14 protein-coding genes are annotated in these 15138 nt (G+C 74.1%); 11 read left to right on the top strand and 3 right to left on the bottom strand.

Features of this window, described 5'->3' with window-relative positions:
* Nucleotides 1-223: 223 nt before the first annotated feature.
* From egtA to ACVCAH_RS35815, 7 genes are all read left to right on the top strand, one after another.
* Complete coding sequence (gene egtA / locus ACVCAH_RS35845) at nt 224-1459, top strand: ergothioneine biosynthesis glutamate--cysteine ligase EgtA (protein ID WP_447140657.1); 1236 nt, start codon at nt 224-226, stop codon at nt 1457-1459.
* Nucleotides 1460-1467: 8 nt separating this feature from the next.
* Entirely contained in the window at nt 1468-2793 is a 1326-nt protein-coding gene (egtB, locus tag ACVCAH_RS35840) for an ergothioneine biosynthesis protein EgtB (RefSeq protein ID WP_447140659.1), read from the top strand.
* 91 nt (nt 2794-2884) lie between these two features.
* Entirely contained in the window at nt 2885-3631 is a 747-nt protein-coding gene (gene egtC, locus ACVCAH_RS35835; protein ID WP_447140656.1) for an ergothioneine biosynthesis protein EgtC, read from the top strand.
* Between the two features lie 52 nt (nt 3632-3683).
* Complete coding sequence (egtD, locus tag ACVCAH_RS35830) at nt 3684-4649, top strand: L-histidine N(alpha)-methyltransferase (RefSeq protein WP_447140655.1); 966 nt, start codon at nt 3684-3686, stop codon at nt 4647-4649.
* A 224-nt stretch (nt 4650-4873) separates the two neighbouring features.
* A complete protein-coding gene (locus tag ACVCAH_RS35825; protein ID WP_447140654.1) occupies nt 4874-5461 on the top strand; it encodes a TMEM165/GDT1 family protein in 588 nt (195 codons plus the stop codon).
* 39 nt (nt 5462-5500) lie between these two features.
* Nucleotides 5501-5857, top strand: a complete 357-nt coding sequence (locus ACVCAH_RS35820) for a DUF1622 domain-containing protein (RefSeq protein WP_447140653.1) — start codon at nt 5501-5503, stop codon at nt 5855-5857.
* Between the two features lie 102 nt (nt 5858-5959).
* Entirely contained in the window at nt 5960-6157 is a 198-nt protein-coding gene (locus ACVCAH_RS35815; RefSeq protein ID WP_447140652.1) for a hypothetical protein, read from the top strand.
* A gap of 48 nt (nt 6158-6205) precedes the next feature.
* Here the strand turns inward: ACVCAH_RS35815 and nhaA are convergent, their stop codons facing one another.
* Nucleotides 6206-7525 carry a Na+/H+ antiporter NhaA gene (nhaA, locus tag ACVCAH_RS35810; protein ID WP_447140658.1) on the bottom strand — a complete coding sequence of 440 codons (1320 nt, stop codon included), beginning with the start codon at nt 7523-7525 and terminating at the stop codon, nt 6206-6208.
* Between the two features lie 352 nt (nt 7526-7877).
* Here nhaA and ACVCAH_RS35805 point away from each other — a divergent pair, with 352 nt between their 5' ends.
* Nucleotides 7878-9335 carry a polysaccharide biosynthesis tyrosine autokinase gene (locus ACVCAH_RS35805; protein WP_447140651.1) on the top strand — a complete coding sequence of 486 codons (1458 nt, stop codon included), beginning with the start codon at nt 7878-7880 and terminating at the stop codon, nt 9333-9335.
* Here the strand turns inward: ACVCAH_RS35805 and ACVCAH_RS35800 are convergent.
* A complete protein-coding gene (locus ACVCAH_RS35800; RefSeq protein WP_447140650.1) occupies nt 9316-9870 on the bottom strand; it encodes an arsenate reductase/protein-tyrosine-phosphatase family protein in 555 nt (184 codons plus the stop codon). The two genes, ACVCAH_RS35805 and ACVCAH_RS35800, sit on opposite strands and share 20 nt — an antisense overlap.
* 159 nt (nt 9871-10029) lie before the next feature.
* On the opposite strand from ACVCAH_RS35800, the gene ACVCAH_RS35795 reads away from it, so the two are divergent.
* The 3 genes from ACVCAH_RS35795 (at nt 10030) to ACVCAH_RS35785 (ending at nt 13794) form a co-directional block, all read left to right on the top strand.
* Complete coding sequence (locus ACVCAH_RS35795; protein WP_447140649.1) at nt 10030-11250, top strand: glycosyltransferase family 4 protein; 1221 nt, start codon at nt 10030-10032, stop codon at nt 11248-11250.
* A gap of 118 nt (nt 11251-11368) precedes the next feature.
* The gene (locus tag ACVCAH_RS35790) at nt 11369-13153 is read left to right on the top strand and encodes a DUF4012 domain-containing protein (protein WP_447140648.1); all 1785 of its coding nucleotides are present in this window, start codon (nt 11369-11371) and stop codon (nt 13151-13153) included.
* Between the two features lie 11 nt (nt 13154-13164).
* The gene (locus ACVCAH_RS35785) at nt 13165-13794 is read left to right on the top strand and encodes a hypothetical protein (protein WP_447140647.1); all 630 of its coding nucleotides are present in this window, start codon (nt 13165-13167) and stop codon (nt 13792-13794) included.
* A gap of 556 nt (nt 13795-14350) precedes the next feature.
* Here the strand turns inward: ACVCAH_RS35785 and ACVCAH_RS35780 are convergent.
* A complete protein-coding gene (locus ACVCAH_RS35780; RefSeq protein ID WP_447140646.1) occupies nt 14351-14473 on the bottom strand; it encodes a hypothetical protein in 123 nt (40 codons plus the stop codon).
* Between the last annotated feature and the right edge of the window lie 665 nt (nt 14474-15138).

The following is a 15138-nucleotide window of genomic DNA, read 5'->3' as shown; positions in this document are numbered from 1 at the left end:
GGGCCCGCAGGCCCGGCCGGCCGCCGGTCCGGGCGCTCGCCCCGCCCGGCCGCCCGGCCGGCCCGCCGCCCGCCCGGGCGGCTAAACGCCCGGCCCGTTTTCACGCCGGCACCCGCCCGGATTCTGTTAGACAGGGGATGTCCCGACGCGTGCGCACCCGGCGCTGTCGGTGGGTCGGGTTACGGTGGCCCCGGCATGATCGGGCAGGGGAAGGGGGCATCCCGTGGTGACGTCGCCGGAGCTGGACCATTCCACCGTGCTGCGCGAGTCCGGCGCGGCCGCCAGGCACCTCGCCCGGATCTGCTTCAAGACCGGCCCACCGACCCGCACCGGCGTCGAACTCGAATGGACCGTGCACGACGCCGCCCACCCCGCCCGCCCGGTCGACGGCGAGCGGCTCCGGGCGGCGCTGGGGCGGCACAGCCCCGCCACCCTCGATCCCACCAGCCCCGCCGAGCAGCTCCGGCACGGCAGCACCGTGACCGTGGAGCCGGGCGGGCAACTGGAGATCTCCACCGCGCCGCGACCCTCGATCGCCGCGTTGATCCAGGCCACCGAGGCCGACATCGCCCAGCTCACCGGCCTGCTGGCCGCCGCCGGGTTGACCCTCGGGCAGACCGGCATCGATCCCCACCGCGCTCCCCGCCCGGTCGTCGAGACGCCCCGCTACCGGGCCATGCGACAGGTCTTCGACCGGCGCGGCCCGGCCGGCCGGACCATGATGTACAGCACCGCCGGCCTGCAGGTCTGTCTCGACACGGGCGAGCCGGAGCGGTCCGCCGCCCGCTGGGCGCTGGCGCACGCGGTGGGCCCGCCACTGCTGGCCGCGTTCGCCACCGCGGACCGGCACGCCGGCCGGCGCACCGGCTGGGCGTCGGCCCGGATGGCGGCCTGGCTGGCCATCGACCCGGCCCGCACCCGCCCGGTGTGGACGCCGCAGCGGCCCGATGCGGACCCGGTGGCGGCCTGGACGGCGTACGTGCTCGAGGCGCCGCTGCTCTGCCTGCGCGGCGACGGCGCCGACTGGACGGCGCCGCCCGGGGTCACCTTCGCCGACTGGATCGGCGGCGCGCTGCCCCGCCCGCCCACCACCGATGACCTGGACTACCACGTCAGCACGCTCTTCCCGCCGGTGCGTCCGCGCGGCTACCTGGAACTGCGCTACCTCGACGCGCAGCCCGGCCGGGGCTGGACGCTGCCGCTGGCGGTGCTCGCCGCCCTGCTCACCGGCCCCGACACGGTCGACGCGGCCCGGGCGGTCGCCGCGCCGGTGGCGCACCGGTGGCACGCCGCCGCCCGGCACGGCCTGCGCGATCCGGGCCTGGCCGCCGCCGCGGCGGCCCTGTTCGACCTGGCGCTGGCGGCGCTGCCCCGGCTCGACCTGCCGGCGGCGCTGCACGACGAGATCCACCGAGGCGTACGGCGGCGGCGCGCCGCCGCGGAGAGGGGGCACCGGTGACCGGAGCCATCACGGGGCGGGACGGCACGGAGCGGCTGCGCGGCCGGATCGCCGAGGAGCTCGCGCGCACCCGCGCCCGTACCGCGCTGCTGACCGAGGCGGTCGACGACGCCGACCTGGTGCGGCAGCACTCGCCGCTGATGTCCCCGCTGGTCTGGGACCTCGCCCACGTGGGCAACCAGGAGGAGCTCTGGTTGGTCCGGGACGTGGGCGGGCGACCGCCGGTCCGGCACGACATTGACGACCTCTACGACGCGTTCAAGCAGCCCCGCAAGGACCGCCCGTCCCTGCCGCTGCTGCCGCCGGCCGAGGCCCGCGCCTACGTCGGCACCGTCCGGGACAAGGTCTTCGACCTGCTGGACGGGATCCGGTTCACCGACCGGCCGCTGGTCGCCGACGGGTTCGCCTTCGGGATGATCGTGCAGCACGAGCAGCAGCACGACGAGACGATGCTCGCCACCCACCAGCTGCGCGCCGGCCCGGCGGTGCTGGACGCCCCCGCACCGCCCGAGCCGCGGGTGCGGGTCGGCGCCGAGGTGCTGGTGCCGGCCGGGCCGTTCACCATGGGCACCGACGCCGACCCCTGGGCGCTGGACAACGAGCGCCCCGCGCACCGGGTCGAGCTGCCGGCGTACGTCATCGACGCCGCGCCGGTCACCAACGGCGCCTACCGCGCGTTCATCGCCGACGGCGGCTACGACGACCCGCGCTGGTGGACGCCGGAGGGCTGGCGGCACCGCACCGAGGCCGGGCTGACCGCCCCGATGCACTGGCGCCGCGACGGCGACGGCTGGGCCTACCGGCGGTTCGGCCGGTGGGCCCTGGTCCGCGACGACGAGCCGGTGGTGCACGTCTGCTTCCACGAGGCGCAGGCCTACGCGACCTGGGCGGGCCGGCGGCTGCCCACCGAGGCGGAGTGGGAGAAGGCGGCCCGCTGGGATCCGGCCACCGGGCGGTCCCGGCGCTACCCGTGGGGCGACGACGACCCCACCGCCGCGCACGCCAACCTGGGCCAGCGGCACCTCTGGCCGGCGCCGGTCGGGGCCTACCCGCAGGGCGCCTCGCCGTTGGGCGTGCACCAGTTGATCGGCGACGTGTGGGAGTGGACCACCACCTCCTTCCGCGGCCACCCGGGGTTCACCGCGTTCCCCTACCGGGAATACTCCGAGGTCTTCTTCGGTGACGACTACCGGGTGCTGCGTGGCGGGTCGTTCGGCACCGACCGGGCCGCCTGCCGGGGCACCTTCCGCAACTGGGACTACCCGATCCGCCGGCAGATCTTCAGCGGCTTCCGCTGTGCCCGCGACGCCACCGCCGAGGAGGCGCACGGGTGACGCCGGCACCCGCGGCGCGTACCACCGAACGGGTGCGGGCGGGGCGCGGCCGGGCCGACCGGCGCGGCCGGGCCGGCGGCGGTGCCGCCTGATGTGTCGCCACCTGGCCTACCTGGGGCCGCCGGTCAGCCTGCGGGAGCTGCTGTTCGACCCGCCGTATTCACTGCTGCGCCAGTCCTGGGCGCCGCGCGACATGCGCGGCGGCGGGACGATCAACGCCGACGGCTTCGGCATCGGCTGGTATCCGGGCGACGGCGACCCGGTGCGCTACCGGCGGGCCCAGCCGATCTGGAGCGACCCGACGATCGCCCAGCTCGCCGCCGTCACCTCGGCCGGCGCGGTGCTGGCGGCGGTGCGCTCGGCCACGGTCGGCATGGCGGTGCTCGACAACGCCGCCGCCCCGTTCGCCGAGGGGCGGTGGCTGTTCAGCCACAACGGGGTGATCCGCGGCTGGCCCGACTCGATGGTGCCGCTGGCCGCCGCGCTGCCGGTGCGCGACCTGCTCACCCTGGACGCGGCCACCGACTCGGCGCTGCTCTGGGCGCTGGTCCGGCACCGGCTGCGCGCCGGCGTGGACCCGGGCCGGGCGGTCGCCGAGACGGTCGCCGCGGTCGCCGCGGCCGCCCCCGGTTCCCGGCTCAATCTGCTGCTCACCGACGGGCGGACGGTGGTGGCCAGCGTGGCCGGGCATGCGCTGTCGATCCGCACCACGCCGCGGTCGGTGCTGCTGGCGTCCGAACCGCACGACGACGAACCCGGCTGGCGGCCGGTGCCGGACGGGCACCTGGTGACCGGCACCGCGACCGAGGTGCGCCTGCGCGCCATCGGGGAGGTGTGACCGCCGTCCGGCCGGGGAGAGGACCGTGTCGCCCGAGCGAAGGGAAGCCCAGATGAGCACCGAGCCGTTGGAGATCTACCTCGAACAGGGGGACCTGGACCGCGGCCTGCGCCACGACGTGCGCGCCGGCCTGAGCGCTGATCCGAAGTGGCTGCCGCCCAAGTGGTTCTACGACGCCCGCGGCAGCGAACTGTTCGAGGAGATCACCCGGCTGTCGGAGTACTACCCGACCCGCGCCGAACGCGCCGTGCTGGCCGAGCGGGCCGACCGGGTGGCGCAGCTGACCGGCGCCAAGACCATGATCGAGCTCGGCTCCGGCTCGTCGGAGAAGACCCGGCTGCTGCTGGACGCCTTCGCCCGCCACGGTGGGCTCGGCACCTTCGTGCCGCTGGACGTCTCGGTCAGCGCGCTGCGCCAGTCCACCGCCGAGATCGCCGCCGACTATCCCGCGCTGCGGGTACGCGGCATCGTCGGGGACTTCACCCGTCACCTCGACCGGCTGCCGACCGGCGGGCGTCGGCTGGTGGTGTTCCTCGGCGGCACCATCGGCAACCTGCTGCCGGCCGAGCGGGCCCGGTTCCTGGCCGACACCCGGTCCGCGCTGGAGGTGGGCGACTGGCTGCTGCTCGGCACCGACCTGGTCAAGGACCCGTCCGTAGTGGTGCCGGCGTACGACGACGCGGCCGGGGTGACCGCGGAGTTCAACCGCAACGTGCTGCGGGTGATCAACCGGGAGCTCGGCGCGGACTTCGACCCGGAGGCGTTCGACCACGTGGCCCGCTGGGACCCCGAGCGGGAGTGGATCGAGATGCGGCTGCGGGCCCGCCGGCCGATGCGGGTGCGGGTGCTCGACCTGGACCTCCGGTTCGCCGCCGGGGAGGAACTGCGCACCGAGGTCTCGGCGAAGTTCCGCCCGGCGGGGATCGCGGCGGAACTGGCCACGGCCGGCTTCGCCGTCGAGGAGTTCTGGACCGACCCGGACGGCCTGTTCGGTGTCACCCTGGCCCGGGCCGACTGAGCGGGTGAGCATCTCCACCCCGTGCGGCCGGCCGGACCGTGATCGGCTAGGCTGGCGGCGCGAAGGGGAGTAGCCCCCAATGTCGTGGTCGACACACTGGTGCGTTCCGCATCCGGCCACGCGGCCCGGCTAGACGGCGGGGCGGGCGAGACCTTCGACCCAGGCTGTGCAGCCGGGTCGAGGGCACCCCTGTACCTCCTCCCGGCCTGGACCGGAAGGATGTCATGGAGGGTTTTCTCGTCGCGCTGGTGGTCAGCTTCGGCGTCATCTTCGTCGCCGAGCTGGGCGACAAGTCCCAGTTGATGGCGCTGACCTTCGCCACCCGATTCAAGCCGCTGCCGGTGCTGATCGGGATCACCGTGGCCACCGCCGTGGTGCACCTGGCCTCGGTGGCGATCGGCTACGGCCTGGGCGCCACGCTGCCGACCGGCTGGATCTCGCTGCTCGCCGGTCTGGCGTTCCTCGGCTTCGGGGCGTGGACCCTGCGCGGGGATTCCCTCACCGAGCAGGAGCGGCGCAAGGCCGAGAAGACCAGCAAGTCGGCCATCGTCGCGGTGTCGGTCGCGTTCTTCCTCGCCGAGCTGGGCGACAAGACGATGCTGGCCACCATCACCCTGGCCACCAAGTACGGCTGGTTCGGCACCTGGCTCGGCTCCACCGTCGGCATGGTGGCGGCGGACGCGCTCGCCATTCTGGTCGGCCGGTTGCTCGGCCGGAAGCTGCCGGAGCGGGCCATCCGCTACGGCGCCGCGATGCTCTTCGCCATCTGCGGGCTCTGGCTGATCCTGGAGGCGGTGGCGCAGCTGCGCTGAGCGCCGACTACCCGCAGCCGGGGCGGGTAACGACCGCGGGTGGAGGTCGAGCATTTCCTCCGGGACGGCTACCACGGTTTGGTCACCGCGGTGGAGGTGGCCGGGGCGGTGGTCATCCTGGTCGGGGCGGCCTGGGCGGCGCTGCGGTTCGTGGTCGACGGGGTCCGGCAGCGCAGCGCCGCGGTGTTCACCCCGATCCGGCTCTCGCTGGGCCGGTTCCTCACCCTCGGGCTGGAGTTCCAGCTCGCGGCGGACGTCCTGCGTACCGCGGTCTCGCCGACCTTCGACCAGCTCGGCCAGCTGGCGGCGGTGGCCGCCATCCGGACCGCGCTGAACTACTTCCTCGGCCGGGAGATCCGCCAGGAGCAGCGCCAGGTGGGCGAGCCACCTCGCTGACCGGCCGCCGCGGTGACTATCCCCGCCGTCCTGCGGGCACAGGGATCACCACCTACCGTGAGCGGTAGCAGGCGAAAGCGGAGAAAGCGGGAGGATAACCACATGAGCAAGCACGACGAGCCGAACGAGTACGGGTTCGCCGGCGGCGCCACCGCTCCCGAGCCGCCGCCCGGTGGGCGGATCGACGAGCAGGACCGGGCCGAGGAGGTGGCGGTGCCGGGCGACGATCTGACCGAACCGGCGGCCGACGCGCTCGCCGACGAGGCCGAGCGGCGGGCGCCGGCCGACCGGCGCCGCTGAGGCGTACGCGGCGGGGGCGCACGGCCGTGCCGGCGCCCCCGTCGCGGCTCAGTCCTCGGGCCGCTGAAAGACGTCCGGCACGCCGTCCCGGTCGGCGTCGACCCGCTCCTTGGCCGCGATGCGCCGGTACGCGGCGTTGCGCCGGACCAGCACCGCCGAGGCGAGCAGCGCCGAGACCACCGATCCGGTCAGCACCGCCGTCCTGACGTGGTCGCCGGCCGCGCTGCCGGGGCCGAAGGCGAGTTCCCCGATCAGCAGCGACACGGTGAACCCGACCCCGGCCAGCAGCGCGACGCCGGACAGGTCGGTCCAGGTGATGTCCTCGTCGAGTTCGGCGCGGGTGAACCGGGCCAGCAGGTACGTCGAGCCGAAGATCCCAATCGCCTTGCCCGCCACCAGCCCGGCGACGATGCCGATCACGACGGGGGAGGTGACCACCGCCGTCAGGTCGGCCCCGCGCAACGCGACCCCGGCGGCGAAGAAGGCGAAGACCGGCACCGCGAAGCCGGCCGACACCGGCCGCCAGCGGTGCTCGAGGCGCCCGGCGAGCCCGCGCGTCCGGGCGTTCCGGCCCCGCACCGGCACGGTAAACCCGAGCAGCACCCCGGCCACGGTGGCGTGCACCCCCGAGGTGTGCACCAGGGCCCAGGCGGCCAGCGCCAGCGGGACCAGCGCCCACCACCTCGTCCGGCCGCGCTGCGCCAGCAGGCCGAAGAGCGCGATCGGGACCAGCGCGCCGAGCAGCGGCAGCGCGGTGAAGGCGTCGGTGTAGAAGAACGCGATGACGGTGATCGCCAGCAGGTCGTCGACCACCGCGAGGGTGAGCAGGAAGGCGCGCAGGCCCTGCGGCAGGTGGGAGCCGATCACGGCGAGCACGGCCAGGGCGAACGCGATGTCGGTCGCGGTGGGGATGGCCCAGCCGCGCAGCCCTTCGCCCCCGGCCGCCAGGGTGACGCCGGTGTAGATCAACGCCGGCATCGCCATCCCGCCGACCGCGGCCACCACCGGCAGCACCGCCCGGCGCGGGTCGCGCAGGGCACCCTCGACGAACTCGCGCTTGAGTTCGAGCCCGACCACGAAGAAGAAGAGGGCCAGCAGGCCGTCACCGGCCCAGGTGGCCAGGTCCAGGTCGAGGTGCAGCGGCGCGCCGCCGGGCCACGGCACCCAGGACCGCAGGTCGGCGTACGTCTCGCCCCACGGCGAGTTGGCCCAGAGCAGCGCGAGGACGGCGCCGACCAGCAGCAGGGCGCCGCCGACGGTTTCGGTGCGCAGCACGTCGGCCAGGAACCGCGCCTCCGGCCAGGAGGTGCGGGTGAACAGGCGGCGTGCGGTGTCGCGGCGGCGCGGGTGCGGAGTGTGGTCGGGCATGCGGGCGTCCACCTCGGGAGGCTGAGGGCAGCAGGGGGCATCCGCCGACCAGACTTCCCGGCACACCGTCTCCGACCCTATCCGGGCGGGCCTCGCCCGGCGAACGGGAGGCCGGCCCGGCGCCGGTCGGTTCATTTCCGGCGTCCCGGGTGGCTTTTCTGCCTCCGGGGGCGATGCCGAACGACCACTTCTCGGGTTGGTAATTCCGGGCGCGCCTTCTCGCGGGGCGAAAACAGATAACTCCGGACATAAGGCGTAAGAGCCGCTTTAATGGTTTCACGAGATTAAGTCGACCTTGGGGGTTTTTCGTGAAGTTCTTTGGCGTTACCGGCCTGGTACGGAGGCGCGCCTGATGGACCTGTACCGCCAACTTCGCCTGGTGCGCCGGCACTGGTGGATCGTCCTGGTGACGGTCATGGTGGCCCTCGGGGTGACCGCGCTCGTCACGGTCCGGGCCGAGCCCCGCTACGTCGCCTCGGTGACCTTCTTCGTCACCACGCCGAGCCAGGGCGTCACCGACGCCTACCAGGGCGGCCTGCTGATGCAGCAGCGCGTGAAGTCGTACGCCGAGCTGTTGACCAGCGACCGGCTGGCGCAGGCCGTGGTGGCCGAGAACGCGGTCGGGCTGACCGCGGAGGAGGTCCAGCGCCGGGTCAGCACCTCCACCGAGACCGGCACGGTGCTGCTGCGGGCGTCGGTGACCGACACCGACCAGACCCGCGCGCTGCGGGTCAGCGAGACGCTGTCGGCGAAGTTCGTCGAGCTCGTGCAGAAGGTCGAGACGCCGGCGAACGGCCAGGCCGGGCCGATCAAGATCGAGGTGGTCAGCGGACCCCGGGTCAGCTCCAGCCCGGTCTCGCCGCAGCCGGTCCGCAACTTCGCCATCGGCACTCTGCTGGGGCTGCTCTGCGGGGTGGGCCTGGCGATCCTGCGTGGCCTGGCCGACGTGCGGCTGCGCGACGCGGCGACCCTGCAGCGGACCACCGGCAGCCCGCTGCTCGGCGAGATCCCGTTCGAGGGCAGCGCCCGGTCGGAGCCGCTGATCGTCGGTGAGGCGGTGAACTCGGCCCGGGCCGAGGCGGTCCGCAAGCTCCGTACCAACCTGCGCTTCGTCGACGTGCACGAGCCGGCCCGGGTGATCGCCGTGACCAGCGCGTTGCAGGGCGAGGGGAAGACCACCCTCTCCTGCAACCTGGCCATTGCGCTCGCCGAGGCGGGCTGGCGGGTGCTGCTCGTCGACGCCGACCTGCGCCGGCCCAAGGTCGACGACTACCTGGGCCTGGACGCCGGCGTCGGCCTCACCGACGTGCTGGTCGGCGACGTGCAGGTGGGGGACGTGGTGCAGCGCTGGGGCGACAAGTCCCTGCTGGTGCTGCCCAGCGGCTCGGCGCCGCCGAACCCGAGCGAGCTGCTCGGCTCCAAGGCGATGTCGGACCTGCTGCTGGCGCTGCGGGAGTCGGCGGACATCGTCATCATCGACACCGCGCCGCTGCTCGCCGTCACCGACGGCGTGGTGGTGGCCGTGCAGGCCGACGGCGCGCTGCTCGTCTCGCAGCAGGGCCGGACCTCGCGCACCCAGGTGGCCGCCGCCGCCCGCGCGCTGAACTCGGTCTCGGTCCGCCTGCTCGGCTGCGTGCTGAACATGGCCAAGGTGCCGAAGACCGAGGCGTACCAGTACGAGGCCTACCGGGTCGCCTCGACCCCCACCGCCTCCGTACCGGCCGACCGGGCCGCCAGCGGCCGGCACGCCGAGCGCGCGGCCGCCGGTGTCCCGGACCGTACGCAGGAACTCACCCGGCTGCCCCGATGAGCGCGGCGAGGGGTCGTAGGGACCGTTCGATCTCCTCGGCACAGCCTCGGAAGTCGGCGGCGGTGCCGCCGATCGGGTCCCGCAGGTCGTCCGTACCGGGGGCGGCGGGTTGCAGCCGCCCCCGGGCCCGGGCGGCCGCCACCACGGCGGCCTGCAACGAGTCGTCGGCCAGGTCCTCCGGCGGCTCGGCCGCCGCGGCCAGCCGGCCGAACTGGCGCAGGGTGAAGGTGCGGTGCAGCACCGCCGGCGCCATCGCGGTGCACACCGACCGCTGCCGCCGGGTCGAGGTCAGCACCAGCGTGGCGCCCTCGAGGTACTCCGGGCGCAGCAACCGGCTGCGGAACCCCGCCGGGTCCGCGCCGGTCTCCGCCGCCACCTCGGCCGCGTACGGGTGCATGGCCAGGCCCTCGACGGCGTCGGTGCCGGCGCTGGCGACGGTGACCGGCCGGTCGGCGAGCAGCCGCCGGGCCAGGTACTCGGCCATCGGCGACCGGCACAGGTTGGCGTGGCAGACGAACAGCACCCGGTCGGTCATCTGGACCCCTCTCGTCGGCGCGGTCGCGGCGCGGGTCGTCGCGACGGCGGCCGGCCGGGGACGGCCGACCGCGGAGGGGTTGTCGGCATCGTACGCGGGCCGGACCCCCACCACCGGTGGTGCCGCGCCGAGCCGTCCGCTCCGGACGGGGGTGACCCGGTGAGGATCGGCATCCTGTCGTACCACTTCCCGCCGGAGCCGGCCTTCATCCCGGGCAGCCTGGCCGAGGAGTTGGCCGCCCGGGGCCACGAGGTCCGGGTGCTCACCGGCTTCCCGGACTACCCGGGCGGGTACGTCTATCCGGGATGGCGCCAGCGCTGGCAGCACGAGACGCGCAGCGAGCGGCTCACCGTCCGGCGGGTGCCCCGGTACGCCGGCGGGGACGCCTCGGTGCGAGCCCGGATGGCCAGCTACCTCTCCTTCGCCGGCAGTGCCGTGGTGGCCGGGCGCCGGTACCTCGCCGAGGTGGACGCGCTCTACGTCCACCAGCCGCCGGCGACCGCGTTCGCCGCGGCCGGGCTGCTGCGCCTGCTCGGCCGGGTGCCGACCGTCCTGCACGTGCCGGACGTCTGCGCCCAGGACGAGCCGGCCGGCGCCGACGGGCGGTGGGTCGGGCGGATCGGCGCGGCGATGGCGCGTACCTACCGGGCCGCCGACGCGATCGCGGTGGCCGCGCCGTCGCTGCGGGATCCGGTGGTCGCCGCCGGCGCGGATCCGGCCCGGGTCCGGGTGGTGCTCAACTGGACCGACGAGCGGATCTTCCGCCCCGCCCGGCCCAGCGCCGCCGCCCAGCGACTGGTCCGCCGGGAGGGCCGGTGCGTGGTGATGCACGCCGGGACCATCGGATCCCGGCAGGGACTGGAGACCGCGGTCCGGGCGGCGGCCGCGCTGGACAGCACGATGGACCTGGTTCTGGTGGGCTCGGGTGCGCAGGAGCGGCGGGTGCGGGGGCTCGCCGCCGAGTTGCGGGCCGACAACGTGCGCTTCGTCGAGCGCCGGTCCCCGTTGGACATGCCGGACCTGTACGCCGCCGCCGACTACCAGCTGGTCATGCTGCGTGACCTGCCGGAGCTGCGGGCCACCGTGCCGGGCAAGCTCCAGGCCGCCTTCTCCTGCGCGGCGCCGGTCGTCGCGTCGGCCGGCGGGGACACCGCCCGGCTGGTCGAGCGGGCCCGGGCCGGGCTCTCCTGCCCGCCGGAGGACTGGGCCGCGCTGGCGGACCGGTTCTGGCTGGCCGCCACCATTCCGCCGCCCGCCCGGGTCGACATGGGCCGGCGGGGCCGGGAGGCGTACCTGCGGGAGATGTCGCTGAGCGCCGGGGTCGAGCGGATCGAACGGCTGCTGTACGACGCCGTCGCGGCCCGGTCCGCCACCCGCTGACCGACGAGCGATCCTCGCATACGCCCCAGACCGTCATTTCCGGCATAGAACGCTCGTTACGTGCTAAGAACGTCGGAGAAATCGTGCGCTTCTGTCCGATTTCGGAAACGGAGATGGTGTGACGGAGAGCGAAAGCGCGCCCCGCCGGCGCAGCCGGTCCCGGCGGCGCCGGCGCGCCCGGCTGCGTCGCGCCCTGCTCAGCGCCCTGGTGGTCGGCTCGCTGCTGCTGGTCTCCGCCGGCTGGGTGGGGTTCCGGGGCTGGCAGGCCCGCGCCCACCTGCTCAACGCCGCCGGGCTGGCCCGGGAGCTGAGCGCCCAGGTCGTCGGTGCGGACACCGCGCGGGCGCAACGCACCCTCGCCGCGTTGCAGGAGCAGTCCGCGGCCGCGCGGGACGCGACCGCCGACCCGGGCTGGTGGGTCGGCCGGCGGGCGCCGTTCGCGGGTGACGACCTGGCCGCCGTACGCCAGATCTCGATCGCGATCGACGACCTGGCCCGGCGGGCGTTCCCGACCCTGCTCCGCACCGACCTCGGCGGCCTCGTGCCGACCGAGGGGCAGTTGGACGTGGCCCGGCTGCGCTCGCTCGCCACCGAACTGTCCACGGTGCACCAGAGCGTTCGCGACACCCGAACCAGCCTCGCCGGGGTGCCCGTCGACGACCTGGTCAGCCAGGTCCGACAGGCGCTCACCGACCTGCGCGGCGAGATCGACCGGCTGGCTGACCTCACCGCCGCCGCGGACCAGGCCGCCCGGCTGCTGCCGCCCCTGCTCGGCGTCGACGGCCCGCGCCGCTACCTGCTGGTCTCCCAGAACAACGCGGAGCTGCGGGCCACCGGCGGGATGATCGGCGCGTACGCCGTACTGCACGCCGAGGACGGCCGGGTGCGGATGGGTAAGCAGGGCACCAGCAGCGAGCTGGGTCGCTTCACCCCGCCGCTGAAGATCCCCGCCGAGGTGCGCCGGCTCTGGGCCGACCTGCCCGGCATCTACCCGGCGGACGTCAACCTGAGCCCGCACTTCCCGACCGCCGCCAACCTGTACCAGGAGATGGTCCGTCGGCGTACCGGCATCAAGGCGGACGGCGTGCTCGCGGTCGACCCGGTGGTGCTGTCGTACCTGCTCAAGGCGACCGGGCCGGTGCTGGTGCCCGGGCATGCCCCGCTGGACAGCGAGACCGCCGTGCGGACCCTGCTCAGCGACAGCTACCAGCGGCTCGACACCCGGCAACAGGACGCGTACTTCGCGGCGGCCGCGGCCGCGGTCTTCGACAGCTTCTTCAAGAAGAATGTCAACCCAAAGGTGTTGTTGTCCGTATTCGACCGTGCTGTCCAAGAACGCCGGATATTGTTCTGGAGTGCCCGCCCGGAGGAACAGCGGACGTTCGGCGACAGCCGGATGGCCGGGACGCTTCCGGACCAGGACACCGTGCCGACGGTCGGCGTGTTCCTCAACGACGGCAGCGGCGCGAAGCTCGGCTACCACCTGCGTCCGGCGGCGGACCTGGCGGTCGGCGACTGCCGGCCCGACGGGCGCCGTCAGCTCCGGCTGCGGGTCACCCTCCGCTCGACGGCGCCGAAGACCGGCCTCACCAAGTCGGTCCTCGGCCTCGGCCTGGCGGGCGACCCGTACACCGCACGGACCTTCGTGTCGGTGTACAGCCCGGCCGGCGGGTCGGTGATCGACGCCCGCCTCGACGGTGTCGAGGTGGCGCTCGGCTCCGGCACCGAACGGCGTCGCCAGGTGGCCACGGCCATGGTCGACGTCGCCCCGGGAGCCTCCCGCACCTTGGAGGTCACCGCACTGACGGCGAAAACCGGCGCCGGAGCGGCCGAGCTGTGGCTCACGCCCACCGCCACCCCATGGACCACTCAAGTTGTTACCGCACAAAGCTGTGACCAGTAGGAGGAACCAACATGCGGCTATCCCGCATCATCATGGCGCTCACGGTCGGTCTGGCCGTGGTGGCCGTGCCGACCGCAGCGGGGGCGGCACAGCCGCAGCCGGCGCCCACGCTGACGGAGACGCCCCAACCACCGCCGTACCCGCCGGGCGAGGCGGCGACACTCACCGTCAACCGGACGACCATCACCCTCGGTGAGACCGTCGTCCTCACCGGCCGGAACTTCGGCCGCAACGAGCGCGTGACCATCGTGGTCGGCGTCGCCCCGCTCGCCGCCCCGGCCCCCGGCCAGGCGCGTCGCAGCGACGGCAGCACGGTCGCGATGGCCCCGGTGGCGTTCCAGGCCAGCGCCCCGCTGACCTTCTATGCGTTCACCAACTCCCGGGGCCGGTTCACCGTGCCGTACAAGCCGTCGATCACGGGCCTGCTGACCTTCACCGCGACCGGCGACGAGTCCGACCGTTCGGCCTCCACCGAGGTCCGGGTGCTGCCCCGGCGCCCTGACCAGCAGCCGCTGCCGGTCACCGGTGACAGCCTGGGCACGCCGATGAAGCTCGGCGGTGGCCTGGTTGGCGCTGGCGCGGTGCTGCTGCTCATGACGCTGGCCTGGCGTCGGCGTCGCCTCGGCGGAGCGGCGCGCTGACGGGCTGATCGTCCCGGGCAGGGCCCGGACACCCATGGGCTGGCGCCCGTCGGAACCCTCCGACGGGCGCCAGCCCTGTCTCGGGGTCCTTGCTTGCGGGTGCGGTTTCCGGCCTCGTCCGGCGTCGTCCGTCGGGTCCAGGTCCGTGGTCGGTTGCGGTTGGGGGTGGCCCGCCGTGCCCGGCTTCGGGCGGTCAGGCTTGATCCCTGCGCCGGTCACGGCGGGCCACACCCCCGGTCGTGGTCCGGTCCCGTCCGCTCCCGCAGATCCGTGCCGGTCTGGATCAGGTGCGCGGGTCGGCGACGGTCGGGCGTGATCCACTCGATGTGCGGCAACGTGGGGTGTCCGACGTAGCCGGATACCGCGACATACCGCAGATCGAGTCGATCTCCCGCACGGATGGCGCAATGGTCGGTGACCCGAGCTGCCGGCCGCCATGGAGGATTCACGCGGCTTGTCGGGAAGGGGCCTGTCCGCCGTATCGGTGGTCCGGCATGCCGCCTATCGGGCTCGCGCAGGTGGCTTCCGTGCAGGAGCAGTGCCGGGCCGCGGCTCATCAGGCGCGCATCCGGGGATCGGTCAGCTGTGGCGCGGGTGGCTTGCTGAGCCGGCGTAGCGTCGCGGCCCGCTCCAGCTCGGTCGGCGTCCGCCGGATGGGCGTGTCGTCACGGGTCGGCATGCTGTCCTGCGAGAGTGATACCTGAGAGGCATTTTGATGACTCTGAGGTATCGCGTTCGCTCCCGCCATGGCGTCTTCGTGTCGGGATGTCGATGCCGTTCGGGTCGCCCTGCTCGGTAGCCGTGCATCTTGCCGCCCGGGCCGCACGACCTCGTGGCACGTCTGTCGGGTGGTGGGGTGGGTGTCCGGTTTGTGGGTGTGACCGGCCGCATCCGGGTGGTGGAATCGGGGCCGGGTCGGGGGCGTTACATCATGCGGACGATCGAGCAAGAGCCCGCCCCCTTCTAAGGCGCGGGGCCGGGCCGCGGAATGATGGTGGCCGGCCGGTCGTTACATCCCCCGGCGATCGCAGCAACGAACCCCGTCGGCCGAGCCGGTGAGGGTCCGGGCCCCGGAATGGTGGCGGGCCGCCGGTCGTTACACACAGTCCCGGCGCGGCAAGGGCATCCCCCGCCCGCGAGCGTGTGCCGGATCTTTTCCCCCAAGTCTTTGAGCGCCGGACGGTGCTTGCGTCTCCACGCCCTTCCCCCTGGGCTGGTGGCGCCAACCCCCAAGGAGCTTTCATCGTGAACACGATTCTGCGTAAGGGCGTGCTGGGTGTTGCTGGTCTGGCGTTTGCCGGTGGTGTGTTCGCCGGTCCGGCTACCGCGCAGGCTGCTCCGGTC

Source organism: Micromonospora sp. LZ34, from assembly GCF_052981855.1.
Note: the sequence above shows the minus strand (reverse complement) of the source record. Positions and strands in the feature narration are given on the sequence as shown.